At 64.9% G+C, this 18,059-nt stretch carries 18 protein-coding genes; 9 read left to right on the top strand and 9 right to left on the bottom strand.

Going from position 1 to position 18,059, the window contains the following annotated elements; translation table 11 throughout:
* Positions 1-37 precede the first annotated feature (37 nt).
* The 7 genes from ACQ66H_RS12620 to ACQ66H_RS12590 all read right to left on the bottom strand — a co-directional run bounded on the left by ACQ66H_RS12620 (position 38) and on the right by ACQ66H_RS12590 (position 7,410).
* Entirely contained in the window at positions 38-592 is a 555-nt protein-coding gene (locus ACQ66H_RS12620; RefSeq protein WP_430434320.1) for a PEP-CTERM sorting domain-containing protein, read from the bottom strand.
* On the bottom strand, positions 559-1,032 hold the full coding sequence (locus ACQ66H_RS12615) for a hypothetical protein (protein WP_430434319.1): 474 nt from the start codon (positions 1,030-1,032) through the stop codon (positions 559-561). The genes ACQ66H_RS12620 and ACQ66H_RS12615 overlap by 34 nt, the downstream gene beginning before the upstream one ends.
* Positions 1,033-1,263: 231 nt before the next feature.
* Entirely contained in the window at positions 1,264-2,094 is an 831-nt protein-coding gene (locus ACQ66H_RS12610) for a trypsin-like serine protease (protein WP_430434318.1), read from the bottom strand.
* A 51-nt stretch (positions 2,095-2,145) separates the two neighbouring features.
* Entirely contained in the window at positions 2,146-2,952 is an 807-nt protein-coding gene (locus ACQ66H_RS12605; protein ID WP_430434317.1) for a PEP-CTERM sorting domain-containing protein, read from the bottom strand.
* A gap of 109 nt (positions 2,953-3,061) precedes the next feature.
* Positions 3,062-3,826, bottom strand: coding sequence for a hypothetical protein (locus ACQ66H_RS12600; protein ID WP_430434316.1), 765 nt, complete (start codon positions 3,824-3,826; stop codon positions 3,062-3,064).
* Positions 3,827-3,966: 140 nt separating this feature from the next.
* Positions 3,967-4,182, bottom strand: a complete 216-nt coding sequence (locus ACQ66H_RS12595) for a hypothetical protein (RefSeq protein ID WP_430434315.1) — start codon at positions 4,180-4,182, stop codon at positions 3,967-3,969.
* A gap of 303 nt (positions 4,183-4,485) precedes the next feature.
* Positions 4,486-7,410, bottom strand: a complete 2,925-nt coding sequence (locus ACQ66H_RS12590) for a TonB-dependent receptor (protein ID WP_430434314.1) — start codon at positions 7,408-7,410, stop codon at positions 4,486-4,488.
* A gap of 414 nt (positions 7,411-7,824) precedes the next feature.
* Here ACQ66H_RS12590 and ACQ66H_RS12585 point away from each other — a divergent pair, with 414 nt between their 5' ends.
* Positions 7,825-8,823 carry a PEP-CTERM sorting domain-containing protein gene (locus ACQ66H_RS12585; RefSeq protein WP_430434313.1) on the top strand — a complete coding sequence of 333 codons (999 nt, stop codon included), beginning with the start codon at positions 7,825-7,827 and terminating at the stop codon, positions 8,821-8,823.
* Between the two features lie 66 nt (positions 8,824-8,889).
* Here ACQ66H_RS12585 and ACQ66H_RS12580 read toward each other — a convergent pair whose 3' ends face one another.
* A complete protein-coding gene (locus ACQ66H_RS12580; protein ID WP_430434312.1) occupies positions 8,890-9,483 on the bottom strand; it encodes a lytic transglycosylase domain-containing protein in 594 nt (197 codons plus the stop codon).
* 163 nt (positions 9,484-9,646) lie between these two features.
* Here ACQ66H_RS12580 and gspG point away from each other — a divergent pair, with 163 nt between their 5' ends.
* The 8 genes from gspG to ACQ66H_RS12540 are packed head-to-tail and all read left to right on the top strand — an operon-like array spanning position 9,647 to position 17,488.
* Positions 9,647-10,060 (top strand): type II secretion system major pseudopilin GspG, encoded by a 414-nt coding sequence (gene gspG, locus ACQ66H_RS12575; RefSeq protein ID WP_430435630.1) that lies wholly within the window; start codon positions 9,647-9,649, stop codon positions 10,058-10,060.
* Position 10,061: 1 nt separating this feature from the next.
* The gene (locus tag ACQ66H_RS12570) at positions 10,062-11,240 is read left to right on the top strand and encodes a type II secretion system F family protein (RefSeq protein WP_019917952.1); all 1,179 of its coding nucleotides are present in this window, start codon (positions 10,062-10,064) and stop codon (positions 11,238-11,240) included.
* Positions 11,237-12,919, top strand: a complete 1,683-nt coding sequence (locus ACQ66H_RS12565; RefSeq protein WP_430434311.1) for a GspE/PulE family protein — start codon at positions 11,237-11,239, stop codon at positions 12,917-12,919. Before ACQ66H_RS12570 ends, ACQ66H_RS12565 begins: the two co-directional genes overlap by 4 nt.
* Complete coding sequence (locus tag ACQ66H_RS12560) at positions 12,900-13,592, top strand: hypothetical protein (protein WP_430434310.1); 693 nt, start codon at positions 12,900-12,902, stop codon at positions 13,590-13,592. The genes ACQ66H_RS12565 and ACQ66H_RS12560 overlap by 20 nt, the downstream gene beginning before the upstream one ends.
* Positions 13,589-14,137 (top strand): hypothetical protein, encoded by a 549-nt coding sequence (locus ACQ66H_RS12555; RefSeq protein ID WP_430434309.1) that lies wholly within the window; start codon positions 13,589-13,591, stop codon positions 14,135-14,137. The genes ACQ66H_RS12560 and ACQ66H_RS12555 overlap by 4 nt, the downstream gene beginning before the upstream one ends.
* Complete coding sequence (gene pilO / locus ACQ66H_RS12550) at positions 14,134-14,670, top strand: type 4a pilus biogenesis protein PilO (RefSeq protein WP_430434308.1); 537 nt, start codon at positions 14,134-14,136, stop codon at positions 14,668-14,670. Before ACQ66H_RS12555 ends, pilO begins: the two co-directional genes overlap by 4 nt.
* Positions 14,667-15,170, top strand: coding sequence for a hypothetical protein (locus ACQ66H_RS12545; RefSeq protein WP_430434307.1), 504 nt, complete (start codon positions 14,667-14,669; stop codon positions 15,168-15,170). Before pilO ends, ACQ66H_RS12545 begins: the two co-directional genes overlap by 4 nt.
* Positions 15,167-17,488, top strand: a complete 2,322-nt coding sequence (locus tag ACQ66H_RS12540) for a secretin N-terminal domain-containing protein (protein WP_430434306.1) — start codon at positions 15,167-15,169, stop codon at positions 17,486-17,488. Before ACQ66H_RS12545 ends, ACQ66H_RS12540 begins: the two co-directional genes overlap by 4 nt.
* Positions 17,489-17,584: 96 nt before the next feature.
* On the opposite strand, the gene ACQ66H_RS12535 is transcribed toward ACQ66H_RS12540, so the two are convergent.
* On the bottom strand, positions 17,585-17,878 hold the full coding sequence (locus ACQ66H_RS12535) for a helix-turn-helix domain-containing protein (protein ID WP_019917961.1): 294 nt from the start codon (positions 17,876-17,878) through the stop codon (positions 17,585-17,587).
* Positions 17,879-18,059: the final 181 nt, after the last annotated feature.

The following is an 18,059-nucleotide window of genomic DNA, read 5'->3' as shown; positions in this document are numbered from 1 at the left end:
CCGCCGCAGCGGAGCCCTTCGCAACTTGCGACCGCGATCAGCCGCGCATCTTCTTCCGCGCCTGCACGCCGATCAGGCCGAGACCGGCGGCCAGCATGGCCCAGGTCTGCGGTTCCGGCACCGGCGGCGTATTCGGCATTTCGGTGAAGCCGGTGACGTCCCAGCCGATATCGTCCATGATGGCCCAGTCCAGATCGGTCATGTAGCGACGTTCGCCCGTGCTCAAGCTCCAGGCGAGCAGGGCAAGCTGTTCCGTCTCCACCCCATTGAGAGTCAGATCGCCTTTGATATTCGCCGCCAGCCGCGTATTGTTGGAAAAAATCTTTTCAGTGGGGACGGCCTGCAGCAGATTCTGCCTGCCGCCGCGTACGTCATACTCGATCTTGGCCTTGTCGCCGTTGAAGTTGCTCACGCCGTTCAGTTTTCCCAGATAGGCGGTGTCCACGCCGTTATCGCTGACGCCCATGATTTCGACCAGGCCTTTCAGCGTAGCGGTGTAGAGATCCCACTGGCCGGAAAAAGATTCGACCGTGCTGACATCGCTGTCGGCGTACCAACTCACCGTGTTGCTGTAACTGATCGTTCCCCCCATGTGCCGACCTCGCTGTCGGGCCATCCGGTCTGTCCCCGTGACCATGCGGCATCCGAATAGCTCTGGTCGCCCTCTATGCTCATGCCGCCTTGAATAGCACTGATGGGCGTCGCTTCACCTGCAATACCCCCAACGCTGCCGGCCGAGTTCACATAGATGCGCAGTTCGTTCTTGCCGATGTTCGCGTTCTCGATCTGCACTTCACTAAAGATATTCAGAGAAATGCTGTTCCCGCCGGGCGTCAACGTGATGGCGTCCAGCGTGTCGAATAAACGGGTTTCGAAGGCGGTTGCCGCCTGCTCCAGCGTCGCGCGGCGGTCGGCGGTGAAGAAATTGTTCGTGTCATAGGTGTAGTCGAAAACGATATTGACATAGGCGTTCGCGCTGCCGAAGCAGCTCGCCAGAGCCAGACCGAGCGTGAGCTGACGGAAGGTTTTCATCTGCTGTCCTCCTGGTTTTTCTGGGTTCGGAAATGGGGTGTGACCCTTGCGTGGGCTCGACGGATGAACAGCAAGAAGCGTTCCCTTGCAGGATGAAATCCCCCGGGTTCCGTGCAATCGAGCTGCGACCTGCGGTGTTCCGGCACTCAGCCGGACGGGAGCTTGAATCGGACCGGTTCGAGGTGGTTGAATGCATGCAAGGTGGTTGCGTTCAACCACCTTGAGGAGCTGTCAGTCCAGGCGACGGCGCCATGCGAGCACGGCCAGTCCGGCACACAGAAGCCATGCAGCAGAAGGTTCCGGCACCGCGGATACATTCCACAGTGCGCGCTGGCCCGATGTGGCCAGGGTGGCGTCAAGCCATTCGCGATAGGCGCCGGGCTGCACGAAATAGGACAGACTGCCATCGGTGGCCGACGCGATCCCGATCAGCAGCGACTGGCTGCTGCCGACCTGACCTGCGAACAATGCGCCGCCGCTGTCCCCTCCCTGCAGATAAGGACTGCCATTGGCGGCGCTGCCGGTGGCGAGATACCACACGGTGGCAGTGCTGTCGCCCTCCAGCGCCACCTCGTCGAAGGCGGCATCCACCGTCGTGTAAGCATGACTTTGCGTGCCGGATTGCGCGGTGACTGCAATGGTGACTGGCAGGCCTTCGGCGGCGCTGTCGTTATCGATCACTTCCGCGTTCAGTGTCGGAAAGCTGTCCGCGTCGATGGCGGACGACAGATGAAGCAGCGCCAGGTCGTTGGCCGGGAAACCGAATCCGGGGGCGCGGTAGGCGGCATCGACGGTGGCACTGCCCAAGTTGGAGCTGAAGGTGATGCCGGTTTGAGCCACATGGCCTGCCGTGAGTACCCAGTTCGGCGCGATCAGGACGCCGTCGAGGCCACCTGTGCCGATGGTGCCCAGATGTACATAGCTGTTGCCGGTCGAGGCGCCATTCAGCGCGTGAGCCTGGGTGCTGAGCGCGAGCAGGGCGACGATCGCCCAGTTATGGAATGCGGAACGCAAGATGAAAACTCCCTGAGTGCGGACATGCAGGGGCGATGAGGCAAGCATCGCGCCTCATCGCCCTGGTCAGGCACCGCCTTGCCGGCGGCGCTCAGTCGTTCAGCGCGTACGCCGGCGCGCCATTACGCCCAAAACGCCCAGGCCGGCGAGGAACATGGCGTACTCGGCGGGTTCCGGCACCGGCGCCAGCATGGAGGCGGCGAGGCTTGAACTGTAGGTGGGCGTGTAGCCGGACAGCAGGATGGAGTAAAGGGACTGCCCCTCTTCTCCGCCCTGCCACAAGCGAATGGCTTCGGTCGTGGTCGTGAAGCCGCTCACTCCGGTCGCTTTCACCCAGTACCATGCAGAGGTGCCGGGGCTGGTGTCGTCCGGGTCGTCTACATTGATGTCGGTGTGAAAGCGAACCCAGTCTGCATCGAACGAGCCGGTTCCCGATTCGTTCAGACCGCTGTTGGAACGTCCGACCTCGCGAAGATACTCGTCCGCTGCAGTGGTCTTGGAATAGCCGCCTTCCAGTGAGGTTGCGCTGGCGAAGCCCGTGCGGAAGATGTCGTTCACTTCGAACGTGAAATCGGGGTCGTTGGGATCGCCCCAGGTATTGGCATTCATGTCGATGCGCACACCGAAGATATAGGTGCTGCCACTGCGGTACACGCGGTCATACAAGGTACCCACGTTCGTGCTGCCGGCAACAATGCTGCGAGAGGTGCTTGCTGCGAGACTGAATCCCGACGTAGCGGTAGATACGCTGCCGGCACCGCACGCCACGCTGGTCGAGCTGGTCGAGCTGTCGGCGCAGGTCTGCATGATGGTGCCGCTGGACGGCAGTGACACGAAGGCGGCGTGGGCCGGCATCGCCAGTGCGGCGAACAGGCTTGCGGTTCCCAGAACAACACTGTGCTTCATGGTCTTCTCCTCTTGTGTGAGGGCCGGAGCAGGATGCCCCGGCCCGGCGCTGCCAAACACCCGATTCGGATAACGACGTGCGACAGGGCACGGCTCGCCCTTGCGAGCATCAGTTGCCGTAGACCGGCTTGAAGCCGCTGAACCACACCGATGTCGGCGTCTGGCCTTCGCTGTCGCCGCCATTCCACAGGCGGATGGAATTGCTACCGAGTTGGTAGCCACTGGCCGTGGTGCGTACGAAATACCAGGCGGTGCGCGCCTTGTTGGGCGAGCCGGTATCGATGGTTTCGTCCTCGTCCTCGCCGCCGGCGACTTCTTCGACGTCATCGTCGTCATCGTCGTCCTCACCCGGCTCGGTGATGTCGACGAAGAGCGGCGAGAAGAAATCGACTACGCCGAGGTTGAGTATCTTTTCGCCCTCGTTCAGGCCAACGCTGGTGCGGCCGACCTGGTCGATTGCCTGGTCGCCGACCCGCGCATTGCGCCAGCCGGCGTCGATCTGCGCGCCGGACGAGAAGCCATAACGGAAAATGTCATCGACCTGGAAGGGGAAGCCATTGCCCCAGTCCTGATCGTTCAGGATGACGCGCGTCGCGAACACATAGGTATTGGTGAAGGGCTTTTTCCAGACGCGGTCCAGCACCTTGCCGACGGTGACCGAATTCACGACGATATTGCTGCGCCGGGCGTTCAGCAGCACGTAACCGCCTGGATTGGAACCGGGCAGGATGCGCACGCGGCAGGTCGGCGCGGGGCTGCATGAGGTCATCACGTCCTGGCCCGCGGTGGGTAGCGTGACGAAATCGGCCATCGCCGGGGCAGACAGGGCGCCGCACGCCATCATCAGTGCAGCGGAAAGCAGGGTTCTTCGCATTGTTCTCTCTCCTCTTGGGCTTCGAATGGCGACGCACCGGACGCCGCCGGATGGGTGTCCCGCGCGCCGGCGCTTACCTCCCGACAGGCGCTCTCGAACGAGATGGACCTATGCAGAATAGGAGTCGAACATGGAAACAATCAGGGAAAACGTCCTGCATATAGGCGGCATAAATCCGCGTTGATGAATGTTTCAAACATATGATTTGAAGAGGAAATTTGTTTGGCGCGAACGCCACCCTCCTCACCTTCTGCGAGGACGTGGAGTACACCTTCTTTACGTTGGAGACCGGGTGGTCCCGACGTCGATCGTTCCTCTTGCAGCGGATCGTCACGCCGGAACTGCTCCTCCGTCATGGCGACTCCCGGGATGCTTCCGCTCAGTGTCCCGGCAAGACAGGCGGGTACGAGGGCATGTGATTTCCTCCGCTGTGTTCTTGTCGTATTGGGGCAGCCGTCGTCATCAATGGCGCGCGACAGCAAGGCAGCAAGAAGCGTTCCGTTCGGGGAGGCAATCCTTCGAATACGCGTGCAAAGCGCCTTCCGGGAGGTGGGGCGAGAACGTGCGCCTCCGGCGGAGGCTTGGGCTCGGTGGTTGTGTTGGTACAGGCTGGCTGTTGGCGATCACTTCGCCTGCCAGGACCTTGCAGCCGGCGTGTTTCAGTCGAGGCGGAGGCTCATGCCCACCCAGATCGCGCGCGGCGCTCCGGGGGCGACCATGGTGGTGTTCAGCCAATCGGCGGAGTTGTAGTTCCAGCCGCTTTCACCGATCGCGCCGCGCACGCTGGGCGCGAAAGGCGTGATCCCGAGACGGCCGGCGGTGAAGTAGTCCTTGTCGAGCAGATTGTTGATCTGCAGCAGTGCGGTCCATCGCTGGTCGATCTTGTAGCTGGTGCTCAGATTGAAAACCGCATAGCCCGGCAACTTTCCGTCATAACGGAACAGCCGTCCGTCAGGTGTGCCGCTTTGCGCGATGGTGCATGGAGTGGTCGTCTGACAGTAGTACCTGCCGGTCTCCTTGTCCGTTCCCCCTGTCTCGTGGTCGTTGTTCTCATTGCCGCGAAGGAATGATGGCGAATGCGCCACCATCCCCAGCCTGAAGTTCAATTTGTCGTTGAATTGATATCCGACGGTGATATTGAAATTGTGTCGGGATACGCCGGGCAGGGTGTCGCCCGGATCGATGCGTATCATCTGGTAGGTGCCGTAGCCGTTGTTCTGGGAGGCACCGGGTGTAGGAATTACGGAGTCTGGGCGGGAGTTCATGTTGAAGTCCGCGCTGCTGTTGTGCGGGCTGTGCATGTAGAAGGTCGATTCGAAGGTGGCTTCGGTGTAGGCATAGTTGGCCCTGAAGTCCCACTTGTCAACCTTGCCTTTCAAGCCCATTTCAATGCCCTGACGGCGGGTGCGGTCTATGGTGTCGAAGTAGCTGCGCGATGACGAAACACCGACGAGATAGATGTCGTTGGTCAGATCGGTTCGATAGGCGGTCACATTCCATTCGAAGCCATTGTCCAGCGTGCCCCGCGCCCCGATTTCATACGAGTGGGACCGGACCTGGGGAAGGTACGGGTCGCCGGATAGCGTATTGGGCAGGTGGCATACGGCGGCGGTTGTCGCGTTCCGTACCGGCCCATGCGGCCCTTGAGTGATGCCCTTGTCGATCGCGCATCCCAGTTCTATCGTCGATGGCGCGCGCGCGCCCCGGCTGTAGTTGGCGAACAGGTTGAGGTCTTCGCGCGGTAGCCAGCTCACGCCAGCGGAGGGATTGAACGATCGATAGGTATGTCGTTCAACTGTGATCGCCCTGTTGACGTTCGAGGTGTCGTACTCGACCAGCTGCGGCACGTAATGGCATTCGTCGGGGTAGTTGCCCCAGCACAGGATGTATGCGCCGCCCGCTCCTTGGTTGTTGGGGTCGCCGTACCCCTGGTTCTTGAAGTCGTTCGGATTGCCGGTCGAGGTGCGGCCCAGCATCCAGTTGTTCACCTTGGCAACGTTGTAGCGCGCAGCCAGCGACAGGTGCAGGTCGTCACGTGGCGTCCAGGTTTCGCTGAAGTAGAAACTGCGCGTCTTGGATTCGCCACGGAAGTTGTTCGATTCGATCTCGTTCTCCGCGAGGTAGAAGATCGGATCGATCTGCCCGGGGCCTACCCCGTACGTCGCATAGTAGAAGTTGCGATCCGCGTCCAGCAGGCCCAGCCGCTGGGTGGCGCGATAGTGCGTTTTGGACACATCCTGCGATGCACCGACCATCAATTTGTGGCGCCCCAGATTCCAGTTGAACTGCAGCGATGTGCCGTTGCCGTCCTGCTGGGTGCGTGTGCGGGTTGCCACGGCGATCGGTGTGCCGTCGATGATGCCGCCGCGGTTCGACGTGTTGTACGCACCATTGCGGGCCTGTCCCCCATTGCTGTTGCTGGGCGAACCCTCCGGATTGCACGGTGCATTCAGCGGAATATTGTTGTCCGGGAAGTAATCTTCATCGACATCCGCATAGGCGCAATAGGGGTCGTAGATGTGCGTGACCGGGAAATCGAGGTCGAGGTCCTCGAATCCGTCCTCGAGGATGTCGCCATTGAATCCTGTACGCAGGCTGTTCCGTCGATAGGTCATCGCCGTGATGTTGAAGCTGTCATTGACTTCGAACATGGCGGACCACTGGTACTGGTTCAGTTCATTGCGCGTTTCGTCGGGAGAGCTGAATACTGATGCTGGCTGGCGCTGATAGTCTTCGAGCGGGACAAGGCCGTTGCCGACCAGTTCGCTGTCAACCTTCAGCGCGGAGAAACCGAGCAGGAGGTTGCCCAGGGATATCTCGTTCTTGATGAAGAGCTGGCGCAGCTTGCTGGGCGAGTTGTCGCGCCAGCCGTCCTCGGCGAAGCCCTGTAGTGCGACGAAGCCTGCCACCGGGCCGACGCTGCCACCGCCGGACAGTTGCACCTGGTTGCGCCCCCATGAGCCGCCGAGATACTTCGCCTCGACGCCGGGGTCCGTGAAGCCACTCTTGGTGCGCATGGACAGCGCGCCGCCCAGGGTATTGAGGCCGAACAGCGGGTTCGAGCCCGGGAACACGTCGAAGCGGGACAGCGCGTTCATCGGGATCATGTCCCAGTTCATCACGTCGCCGAAGGGCTCGTTCATGCGGATGCCGTCGAGGAAGACCGACAGCCCCTGCGGCGTGCCGACCTGAGGACCGGCGGTGAAGCCGCGGAACTGCACGTTGACCTGGAAAGGGTTGCCCTGGTAGTCGTTGACGGTGACCGACTGCATCTGCGAATTCATCAGATCGGTCAGCGACAGGCTGTTGCTGTCGCGGATGTCCTTCGCCGTAATGCTCTGGACATTGGACGGGATTTCCTCTTTCGTCAGACCGAGGCCGGGCATCGGGCCGATGTCCTGCGGCCGCCGTTCGCGGATCAGGATGGGGTCGAGAGTGATGGCGTCCGCCCCGGGTTCGGCCTCGGCCGCCGGCGCCGGCGGCCCTGCGACCTCGTCGGGGGCGTTGGTCGGCGCCTGCGCGTGTGTGACGTCGATACAGAGCGCGGCCAGGCAGCACGCCGCGATACGCAGATTGAATTGCAACGGCTCCTCCTCCTGGCAGGCGCGGAGACCTGCAGCGAACGCCCTCGTCATTTGGCGGGACGTCTTCCTTGTGTGCTGCCCGGCAGCGTCCGCGTACGGGTGGGACTGCCGGGGCTGGAGGCCAGAAGCAAGGGCGGGGCCAGTTGCGCCGACGACGGCGCGACCGCTGCCTCTGCGCGTGAGGCAGCTTCCGGGCGCGAGCGTGGTGGTTGAAATGCACCAAGGTGGTTGTTTGCCTTCGTCATGACCGGTGACGCATCGGGCATGTCACACCGGGCGGGCGGGAATGCGTCGCCGGTTTGTGGGGAAGGCAGCGCCAGGCGATCGACTCCCGGTCAATCGGCATGCTTCCTGCAGACAGTCAGACCACGGCGGCTGCATCGCCGCACAACATTCACAGACAGGAGGATGGACATGCGACCAGTATTCAAGGCGCTGGCCGGTGTGCTGGCGTCGATGACGCTGGCTGGTGGCGCGCAGGCCAATATCGAATTCGTGTTCGACTACAGCCGTGACGGCAACGGCGTCATGACGAACGAAATGAAGGCGCTGCTCGAACAGGCGGCCGGCACGATCGAGGCGAGCATTTCCGACCAGCTGAGCGCGATCGCGCCGCAGGGCGACTTCGCGCCCAGCATCTTCTTCACGCCGCCGGACACCGGTACCTCGTCGCCGGCGGTCAACACCATCGGCGCCAACCAGATCTATGTGTACGTCGGTGGTCGATCGGCGCTCGGCGCGCCGCATCTGGCGCTCAGCGGCGCCGTGCGCAACGCGACGCGGCCGGCTTCGGTGCCGGCGAACGACCCCGCCTTCCTCGCCTACCGCGACGAACTGCGCAGCCGCGGCCAACCTGGCGCCATCGCCTCGACGCCGACCGACTACTCGCCCTGGGGCGGCGCACTCGCCTTTGATAGCGACGCCAGCTTCTACGTTGACGACGACATTTCGACGCTGGAGTCCTTCGACGGCCAGTACGACTTCTACACCGTCGCGCTGCGTGGTTTGCTCGGCATCCTGGGTTACGGTGTCGGCGGCTCGGGCACCCCGGTGGCGTCCTATCACGCCAATGTCGATAGCGAGAACCTCACTTTCGTTGGCGCCAATGCGCTTGCTGAGTACGGAGAGGGCGTGCCGGTGTACTACTACTACGACGCTGAGAATGATATGGAAATCATCGACACGCGCGTCCTCGACGACAGCGTGGTCAGCACCGTCAATGGCGTGGCGCAGACTGCGCTGATGACGCAGACGCTGAATACCGGCGAGCGCCGCGCGCTTACCGCGCTCGATTACGCCATCCTGCGCGACATCGGCTGGCAGGCTGCGCCGGTTCCGGAGCCGGCTGAGTACGCGATGTTCCTCGCCGGGCTGGGTGTGCTGGCGGCGGTGGCGCGCCGGCGCAGGGCCTGAGACGCCCGCCGGAATGAAAATGGCCTGCTCGCGCAGGCCATTTTTTTGTCCGCAAGCGGCATTCGCTTACTGCAGCGAGCGGTAGTTGTGCATCACTTGCGGCACGTAGCGCTGCGTCTCGGCGTAGGGCGGAATGCGCCCGCCGTACTTCTGCACCGCGCCCTCTCCGGCGTTGTAGGCGGCCAGAGCCAGTTCGAGCTGGCCGTCGAAGCGGGCCAGCAGGTCGCGCAGATAGAGCGCGCCGCCCAGCACGTTCTGGTCGGGGTCGAAACGGTCCGCCACGCCATAGCGGCGGGCGGTGGCCGGCATCAGCTGCATCAGGCCGGCTGCGCCCTTGGGCGACACCGCCTTCGGGTTGTACGCCGATTCGGCGCGGATGACCGCGTGCAGCAGACTGGCGTCTACGCCGGCCGCACGTGCCGCGCGTTCGATCCGTGGCGCGTGCAGCCGGGCCGACGGGTGCTCGGCGCGCGCCGCCACCGGTGCGGCGGCGGCGTCACGCTCGCTGCGCAGCAACAGCTCGAAGCCCTCGCCGCCGGGCGCGTCGGTGAGCACCAGCGCGCCGTCGGCGTCCTCCTTCACATAGACGTCGGCCTGCGCGGCAGCGGCCCACAGCAGCGCGAGCAGCAGGAAAACGGAGCGGGCGGTCGTTGAAGTCATCTGCAGGAAATACGCGGGCGATAAAGTTGCGGGTATTGCAAGCATGCTGCGGAATGTTTTCAGCGATATTGAAATAAAGCGGAAAGCATCGGCCTTGTTTGCTTGATGCGGTCGATGCACGGCGACTAGACTCGATACGATCATGACACGTCACATTACGGCTATGAACCGGATTTCTCAACGCGGCTTTACCCTGCTCGAACTGCTGGTGGTGATGGTCATCATCGGCCTGCTGGCCGGATACGTCGGCCCGCGCTTCTTCAGCCAGATCGGCAAGTCCGAGGTCAAGGCGGCGCGTGCGCAGATCGACGCGCTGGAAAAGGCGCTCGACCAGTTCCGCCTCGACAACGGGCGCTACCCGACCACCGAAGAGGGCCTGAAGGCACTGGTCGAGCGTCCGTTGACAACCAGCAAGTGGTCGGGCCCCTATCTGAAGAAGGCGGTTCCGCTCGACCCGTGGGAGCGCCCCTATATATATAAGGCACCTGGCGAACACGGTGAATTCGATCTGAGCTCGCTGGGCAAGGACGGCCAGGCAGGTGGCACCGAAGAAGCCGCCGACATCACGAACTGGTGACATGCTTTTCCGCATCCGCGCACTCGACGTCACCAATCGCATCACGCAGCTGCAGGTCGAAGCGTCCGACGAAGCGTCGGCACGCGCACAGGTCCAGGCCGACGGCCTGACCGTGCTGTCGGCTTCGCGTGCGCACACGCTGTCGTTCAACCGGCAGCGCTTTCCGGTGCTGCTGTTCTGTCAGGAATTGCTGGCGCTGCTGCGCTCCGGCCTGTCGCTGGTCGAAGGTCTTGAGGTGATGGCCGAGAAGGAGGGACGCACGCTGTCGCGCACCGTGCTGAGCGCGCTGATCGACGCGCTGCGCCAGGGCAAGACGCTGTCGATGGCGATGTCCGCCCAGACCGCCATCTTCCCCGACCTGCTGGTGGCGATGATCCGCGCGTCCGAGCGCACCAGCGACCTCGACCAGGCACTCGAACGCTATGTCGCCTACAGCGAACAGCTCGACAGCCTGCGCGGCAAGCTGGTGGCGGCGGCCACCTACCCGGTCATCCTGCTGGTGGTGGGCATGCTGGTCGTGCTTTTCCTGCTGGTGTTCGTGGTGCCGGAGTTCTCGAAAGTGTATGAAGACATTTCCACCGAACTGCCGCTGGCGTCACAGTGGCTGCTTGCCTGGGGCCATTTCGTCAAGGCGCATTCGGCCTCGCTCGGGCTGGGCCTGCTCGTGGTGGTGATCGGTGTCGTGTGGACGGTGCGTCAGCCGGCCTTCCGTCAGGGGCTGATGGCGCAGTTCGAGCGGGTGCCCGGTATCGGCAGCCGGATGCGCGTGTTCCGCCTTGCGCGCTTCTTCCGCACGGTGGGCATGCTGCTGCGCGGTGGCATTCCGGTCGTGCAGTCGCTCGAACTGGTGCGCGAACTGCTGCCGCTGCCGATGCAGCAGAGTCTGACGCGCGCGCTGCTGTCGATACGCGAGGGCCGCGCGGCGTCGGACGCCTTCACCGAAGTCGGCCTGAGTACCGCTGTGGCGTCGCGCATGCTGCGCGTCGGCGAACGGGCAGGCAACCTGGGCGACATGATGGAACGCATCGCCGCCTTCCACGACGAGGAAATGACGCGCTGGCTCGACCGCGCGACCCGGCTGTTCGGCCCCTTGCTGATGCTGGTGATTGGTCTGGCCATCGGCGGTGTCGTGGTGCTGATGTACCTGCCCATCTTCCAGCTGGCGGAGAGCCTGCAATGAGCGCGCTGCCCGCCAATGTGTCGTCTCCGCTTGCCGGCGACCTGCTGGCGCGCGCCCGCGCACAGGCGGGGCGTGGCTCCGTGATGCAGGCGCTGATCGAGCTGTCCGGCAGTACGCCTGACGACATGTGCGCCCGGGTCGCTGCCCAGCTGGGTCTGCCCGTGATGCACAGCGCCGATCTCAACGCGCTGACGATGACCTTGGGCAGCATCCGCTTTTCCGAAGCGCTGGCGCGTTCGGTGGTGGTGGCGACCGACGAGACGGGGGCACGCGTCGCCGTGGTCGCCGATCCCTACGACGCTGCGTTGCAGGACTGGCTGGCGGTCACGCTGCACGACAGCTTCGAGCTGCGCGTCGCCACGCGCGACGACATCACCGCCGCGCTGGCGCGCTTCGAGGAAAGTCAGCGCGCCTCCGCCGGCCTGCTCGACGAAGGCGAGCAGGTCAGCAGCAGTTCGGCCGAGGTGCTGTCGCTGGCGCGCATCGCCGACGACGCCAGCCCGGTCGTACGGGTGGTCAATTCGACGCTGTACGACGCGCTGAAGCAGGGCGCCTCCGACATCCACCTCGAATCGGTGCCGGCCGGCATGCAGGTGAAATACCGGGTCAACGGCGTGATGGTGCGGGTCGGCCAGATCGCCGGCGCCGATACCGCCGAGCAGGTCGTGTCACGCATCAAGGTGCTGGCCGAACTGGACATCGCCGAGCGCCGCGTGCCGCAGGACGGCCGCTTCAAGGTGGCCTACGCCGGCCGCGACATCGACCTGCGGGTGTCCATCATGCCCAGCGTGCACGGCGAAGACGCGGTGCTGCGGGTGCTCGACAAGGAACACCTGACCGAAGAGCTGAAGGCGCTGACGCTGGAAAGCCTGGGCTTCGACGACATCGCGCGCGCCGCGCTGCGCAAGCTGGCGGCCGAGCCCTACGGCATGCTGCTGGTGACCGGCCCGACCGGCTCCGGCAAGACCACGACGCTGTACGCCACCATCGGCGAGATCAACCACGGCCTGGACAAGATCATCACCATCGAGGACCCGGTCGAGTACCAGTTGCCGGGCGTGCTGCAGATTCCGGTGAACGAGAAGAAGGGACTCACCTTTGCCCGTGGCCTGCGCTCGGTGTTGCGGCACGACCCGGACAAGATCATGGTGGGTGAAATCCGCGACGGCGAAACGGCTGAGATCGCGGTGCAGGCGGCGCTGACCGGTCACCTGGTGCTGACGACGGTGCACGCCAACAACGTGTTCGACGTGATCGGCCGCTTCCTGCACATGGGCGTGGACCCGTACAACCTGGTTTCTGCGCTGAATGGCATCGTCGCCCAGCGTCTGCTGCGACTGAACTGTCGTCACTGCGCCGCACCGCAGGTGCCTGACGCCGCGCTGCTCGAAGAGTCCGGCCTGGCCGGACTGATCGGTGCCGGCGGTTACGACTTCCGCGCCGGCACCGGTTGCGGCCACTGTCGCGGCACCGGCTACAAGGGCCGGCGCGCGATCGCCGAACTGCTGGTGCTGGACGACGAATTGCGCGAGCTCATCGTCACCCGCGCCCCGATGCGACAACTGAAGGAGGCCGCGCGTGCGCGCGGCACGCGCACCCTGCGCGAAGCCGGTCTGGCCCTGGTGGCCAGCGGCGAAACCAGTCTGGCGGAATTGAACCGTGTCACTTTTGTCGTCTGAGGCGCTGACGCTCGAAGTCGGTCCGCACGGCGTGTCGCTCGGCCGGCACGGCGCGGCGCAGATGCTGTCGCTGGACAATCTGGCCGCCTCGCTCGACGCCTTGCCGGCCGAGGCGACGCCGCGTCGCGCTGCGCTGCAGGTGACGGTGGACAATGCGTGGGCGCGCTGGCAGGTGATCGAGGTGCCGCCCGGCATCGTCGGCCACGACGAACAGCACGCGCTGGTGCGTGCCCGCATGATCGAGGTGTTCGGCAGCGCCGCCCAGAGCTGGGTGTTCAGCTGGGACGCGCGACCGGCGGCCAGCGTGCTCGCCTGCGCACTCGATGCTGCGCTGGTGCAGCGGCTGCAGGCCTGGTGTGCCGCACGCAGCGTGAAGCTGAAGAGCATGCAGCCGGCCTGGTTGCGCGCCTACGCCGGGCTGCGTGGTGACGCGGCGACCGGCGGATTCGCACAGCTGCGCCACGGCTGGCTGTGCATGGGTCTGTGGTCGGGCGGCCGCTGGCTGCACGTGCGTGGCGAGGCGCTGGCCGACCCGGCCGGCATCGGGGCCGTGCTCGAGCGCCGGCTCAGCCTGTTCGACGGCGAACTGTCGGGCGGTCAGCTCTTCCTGCACGGCTCGCCGGCGGTGAGTCTGCCGCGCGGCTGGCGCTGCGTGGCCGGAGGTGGCGCATGAGCAGGCGTCCGGCCGTTCCCGAAATCGACTTCGTCGCCCGTCGGCGTGCGCCCGGCTGGTTGGGCTGGCTGGCACTCGCGCTCGGTTGCGCCGCGGCCGCCTTCGCCGCCGAACGTTACGACACGCTCGGGGGGCAGGTCGAGGCGCAGCGCGCCGACAACCGCCGCGCCGCGCGTGCCGCCGAGCAGGCGCGGGTGCTGGCGCGACGCGACCAGGAGGACGCCGGCCTGCGCGCCCGGCTGGACGTCGCGCGCACGCTGTCGCTGCAGATGGCACGTGACTGGCAGCCGTTGTTCGCCGACCTCGAAGCCCTCGCCGGACAGCACGCCGACGTCGCGCTGCTGTCGGTCGAACCGGACGCCGCGCGCGGACTGCTGCGCGTGACCGGCGAGGCGAAGGATCTGAATGCGCTGTTCGCCTACGCCGAATCCTTCGCCGACGCCTCGTCGCTGGCGGCGCCGCGCATTGAAGTATTCGAATTCAAGCAGCGCGAGGGGGTGCAGGTGGTGGCTTTTTCGCTGCGTCTGAACTGGAGGCGCGCATGAAGCGGCTGCAGGCACATCTGGCTTACGCGCTGGCGCGCGCGGGCTGGGCGGGCGCCGTCGGCGCGGCGCTGCTGGCGTTGGCGCTGGCCATCCACTTCGGCGCGGCAGCACCTCTGCAGGCCGAACTGGACACGCTCGAAGCCGAACACGAGGCGCTTGTCGAGCGCGTGGCGCAGGGCGTCAAGGTTGAATCGCCGCGCGAACAGCTGGCGCGTTTTGACGCGGCGCTGGTCGAGCGCAAGCGCCTGCCGTCGCTGCTGGCCGATCTGTCGAAGACGGCGACCGCCGGCAAGCTGGCGCTGGCGCGCGTCGAAAGCCGCGAGTCGCAGCCGCTCGGTTCGGGCTACGCGCGCCAGGAATACGTGTTCCCGCTGCGCGGCAGCTACCCGGCGCTGCGCGCCTGGCTGGCCGACATTCAGCGTCTGTCGCCAGCGGTGCTGGTGGACGATGTGGTGCTGCGCCGCGACGACATCGCGCGCGATACGGTTGACGCCACGGTGCGCGTGTCGATCCTGATGAAGGAGGCTTCATGAACCGCAGCCTCGTCATTGCACTGATCGCGACGCTGCTTGCGGTGTGGTACGCGGCCGGCATCGAGGACGATGCTGGCGACGCGGCCGGCCTGGTCGCGGAACCGCGCACCGCGCGCAGCACGGGGGTGGCGACGGCCCGCACGGCGGCGGTGGAGCAAGGGGGCGCGATCGCTGCGCTGCCGGTGCGGGGCGCAGCCGAGGTCGGGCATGACCTGTTCGCCGCGCACAGCTTCCTGCCGCCGCCACCCAAGGTGAGCGTGCAGGCCGGACCGCCGCCGGCGCCGGTCGCACCCCCTTTGCCATTCCGTTACCAGGGCCGGATGACCGAAGGCACGTCCACCGTCGTCTTCCTCGCCCAGGGCGAGCGCATGCTTGTCGCGCGCCAGGGCGATCTGCTGAACAACCAGTACCGCGTCGAATCGGTGAGCGCCAGCGCCGTCACCTTCATGTTCGAGCCGCTCAAGCAGCGGCAGACCTTGTCCATCGGAAACGCCAAATGACTGCACTCTTCCAGCCCCGCCTGCGCGCGGCTTTCCTGCTTTTCGCTGCGCTGCTTGCACTTGCGGGCTGTGCCACCAACAAGGCGTTTGAGGACGGCAAGCAGGCGCTGATGGCCGGCGACCAGGACCGCGCGCTCGGCCTGTTCGAGCAGGCGGCGAAGCAGTCGCCGGACAACGCCGAAATCCGCGCCACGCTGTTCCGTCAGCGTGAAGTGGCCATCGCGCGCCAGCTGGCACAGGCGGAGGCCGCGCGCATCGCCGGCAACCGCGAAGCCGCCGCCGCTGCACTCGACCGTGTGCTGGCGATGGATGCGCGCAACCCGCGTGCGATTTCGATGCGTGACCAGCTGCTGCGCGGCGTGCGTCACGATGCGATGGTGACCGAGGCGAATGCGATGTTCGTGCGCAAGGACGTGTCCGGTGCCGAGGCGCGCGTGCGCAATGTGCTCGGGCAGGACGGCTCGCACGCCGGTGCGCGCGAACTGCTGCGCCAGATCGAGGAGGCGCGGCCGAAGCAGCAGACGCCGGCAGCACTGGGTGACATGTTCCAGAAGACGGTGACGCTGGAGTTCCGCGACACCTCGATGCGCAACGTGTTCGAGGCGATCGCCCGCTCGACCGGCATCAACTTCGTGTTCGACAAGGACGTGCGGCCCGACATCAAGGTGACGCTGTTCGTGCGCAACACGACCGTGGCCGAGGTGATGCGCCTCATCCTGATTACCAACCAGCTCGAGCGCAGCGTGCTGTCGGAGAACACCGTACTCATCTATCCGAACACCGCGGCCAAGGTGCGCGAGTACAAGGAGCTGATCACCCGCACCTTCTTCCTCGTCAACGCCGAGGCGAAGCAGGTGCAGAACCTGATCAAGACCGTGATCAAGACCAAGGACATCTACATCGACGAGCGGCTGAACGTGATCGTGATGAAGGACACCGTCAACGCGGTCCGACTGGCCGAACAGCTGGTCGAGTCGGTCAACGTGGCCGAGCCCGAGGTGATGCTGGAAGTCGAGGTGCTGGAAGTCAGCAGCAACAAGATGAAGGAGCTGGGCATCGATTTCCCGGACCAGATCGGCTACGGCATCCTGACGCCCAATATCAGCAACTCAGTCAGCACCGCGGCGGGCATCACGACGACGACCACGCTGGGCGGCCAGTTGCTTCAGGGCAACATCAATCTGAAGGACACCAACGGTCTGGTCGTTCCCTACGTCAGCAATCCCGGTCTGATCCTGAATCTGAAGGCGACCGACGGCGCGGCCAATCTGCTCGCCAACCCGCGCATCCGCGTCAAGAACAAGGAAAAGGCCAAGGTGCACATCGGCGAGAAGCTGCCGGTGTTCACGACGACCTCGACCGCCAACGTCGGCGTGTCAGCGTCGGTCACCTATCTCGACGTCGGTCTGAAGCTCGACGTCGAGCCGCTGATCCACCCGGAGGACGACGTCAACATCAAGATGACGATGGAGGTGTCGAGCATCGTCAAGGAAGTAACCGGCCCGCAGAGTTCGCTCGCCTATCAGGTCGGCACCCGTTCGACCGCAACCTCGCTGCGGCTGAAGGACGGCGAGACGCAGATCCTCGCCGGCCTGATTTCGGACGAGGAGCGCACCAGCGCATCGCGCCTGCCGGGCCTGGGTCACCTGCCGCTGATCGGCAAGCTGTTCTCCAGCGAGCGCGGCAGCAACAACAAGACCGAAATCGTCCTGCTGATCACGCCGCGCATCGTGCGCAATCTGAGCCGGCCGGCGCACATCGCGCCCGCTTTGCCGGCCGGTACCGAGGCGGCTGTCGGCGCCGCGTCGCTGTCGATCCGCCAGTCGGGCAAGGACCAGGGCATGCGCCTGTCGAGTTCGGGCGGCGGTGTTGCGCCGGCTGCCGGTGCGGTGCAGTTCGCGTCGCCGTCGCGCGCGGTTCAGCCGGAACCGGCGCCCGCGCCGGAGCCCGAGGAAGAGGCGGGTGGCGCTGAACTGCGCATGCAGTCCTCGGGCGAAATGGCGCCGGGTGGCGAGGCGGGCGTCATCGTGTCGATGACGGCGGGCGCCGGCGTGCGCAACGCGACGGTAGAGATTGCCTATGATCCGAACGTGCTGACGGCTCTCGGAACGGTGACTGCGCCCGGTCGGGCGGCGGTAACCCTGTCCGCCGCGGGCGCGGGGCAGGAGGCGCGGGCCGAACTGCGCTTCCGCGCGGCACCGAACGCGCCGGCCGGCGCCAGCAGCGTGCAGGTGGGCAATGTGGTGGCAATCGGTGCGGACGGCAATCCGCTGCAGATCAGCGCGCCGCCGCCGGTGGATATCGTGATCCGCCCGTAAGCCAAACGCGTCGCCGATACAGCGGCGCGCGCACAAAAGAAAAGGGGAAGGCGGTTTGCCTTCCCCTTGTCCGTTTCGCGCTCCGCGAAGGCTTTATCAGCCAGCCTTGCGGTGCGCGCGGGCTTCCTTTTTCAGACGCTTGAACGTATCCGGATCGGTTGCGCGCAGATATTCGACGACTTCCACGTCTTCACGACGGATCTTGCTGATGTCGATCTGCTCGACGTGCACCAGACGCAGCAGCGCCTGAACCGGCTTCGGCATATTGCGGCCGCTTTCGTAGCGGGAGCCGCCGCTTTGCGTTACGCCGAGGCGCGACCAGAATTGCGACTGGTTCATGCCCAGCTTCTTGCGGATTTCACGTGCGTCGATGGTATCGGTTGCTTTCATGCTCGTTGTCCTTGATGAGTTGAACATCGAAACTTCGGTGCCGGGATCCTTGAAAATCCGGTGCCTGGCTGCCTGCCGCTTCGCATAGCTGCTTACTCCCGTGTCTATAACTAAAGTCATAGACAAAACCCAGTATAAATGATCACAACGTCCTGCACCAAACAGCTTTGCATATGTTTGC

Origin of the sequence: Methyloversatilis sp. (assembly GCF_965284615.1) — a bacterium.
Classification (GTDB): Bacteria; Pseudomonadota; Gammaproteobacteria; order Burkholderiales; family Rhodocyclaceae; genus Methyloversatilis.
The sequence above is the reverse complement of the archived record's forward strand: the minus strand, read 5'-3'. Positions and strand labels throughout refer to the sequence as shown.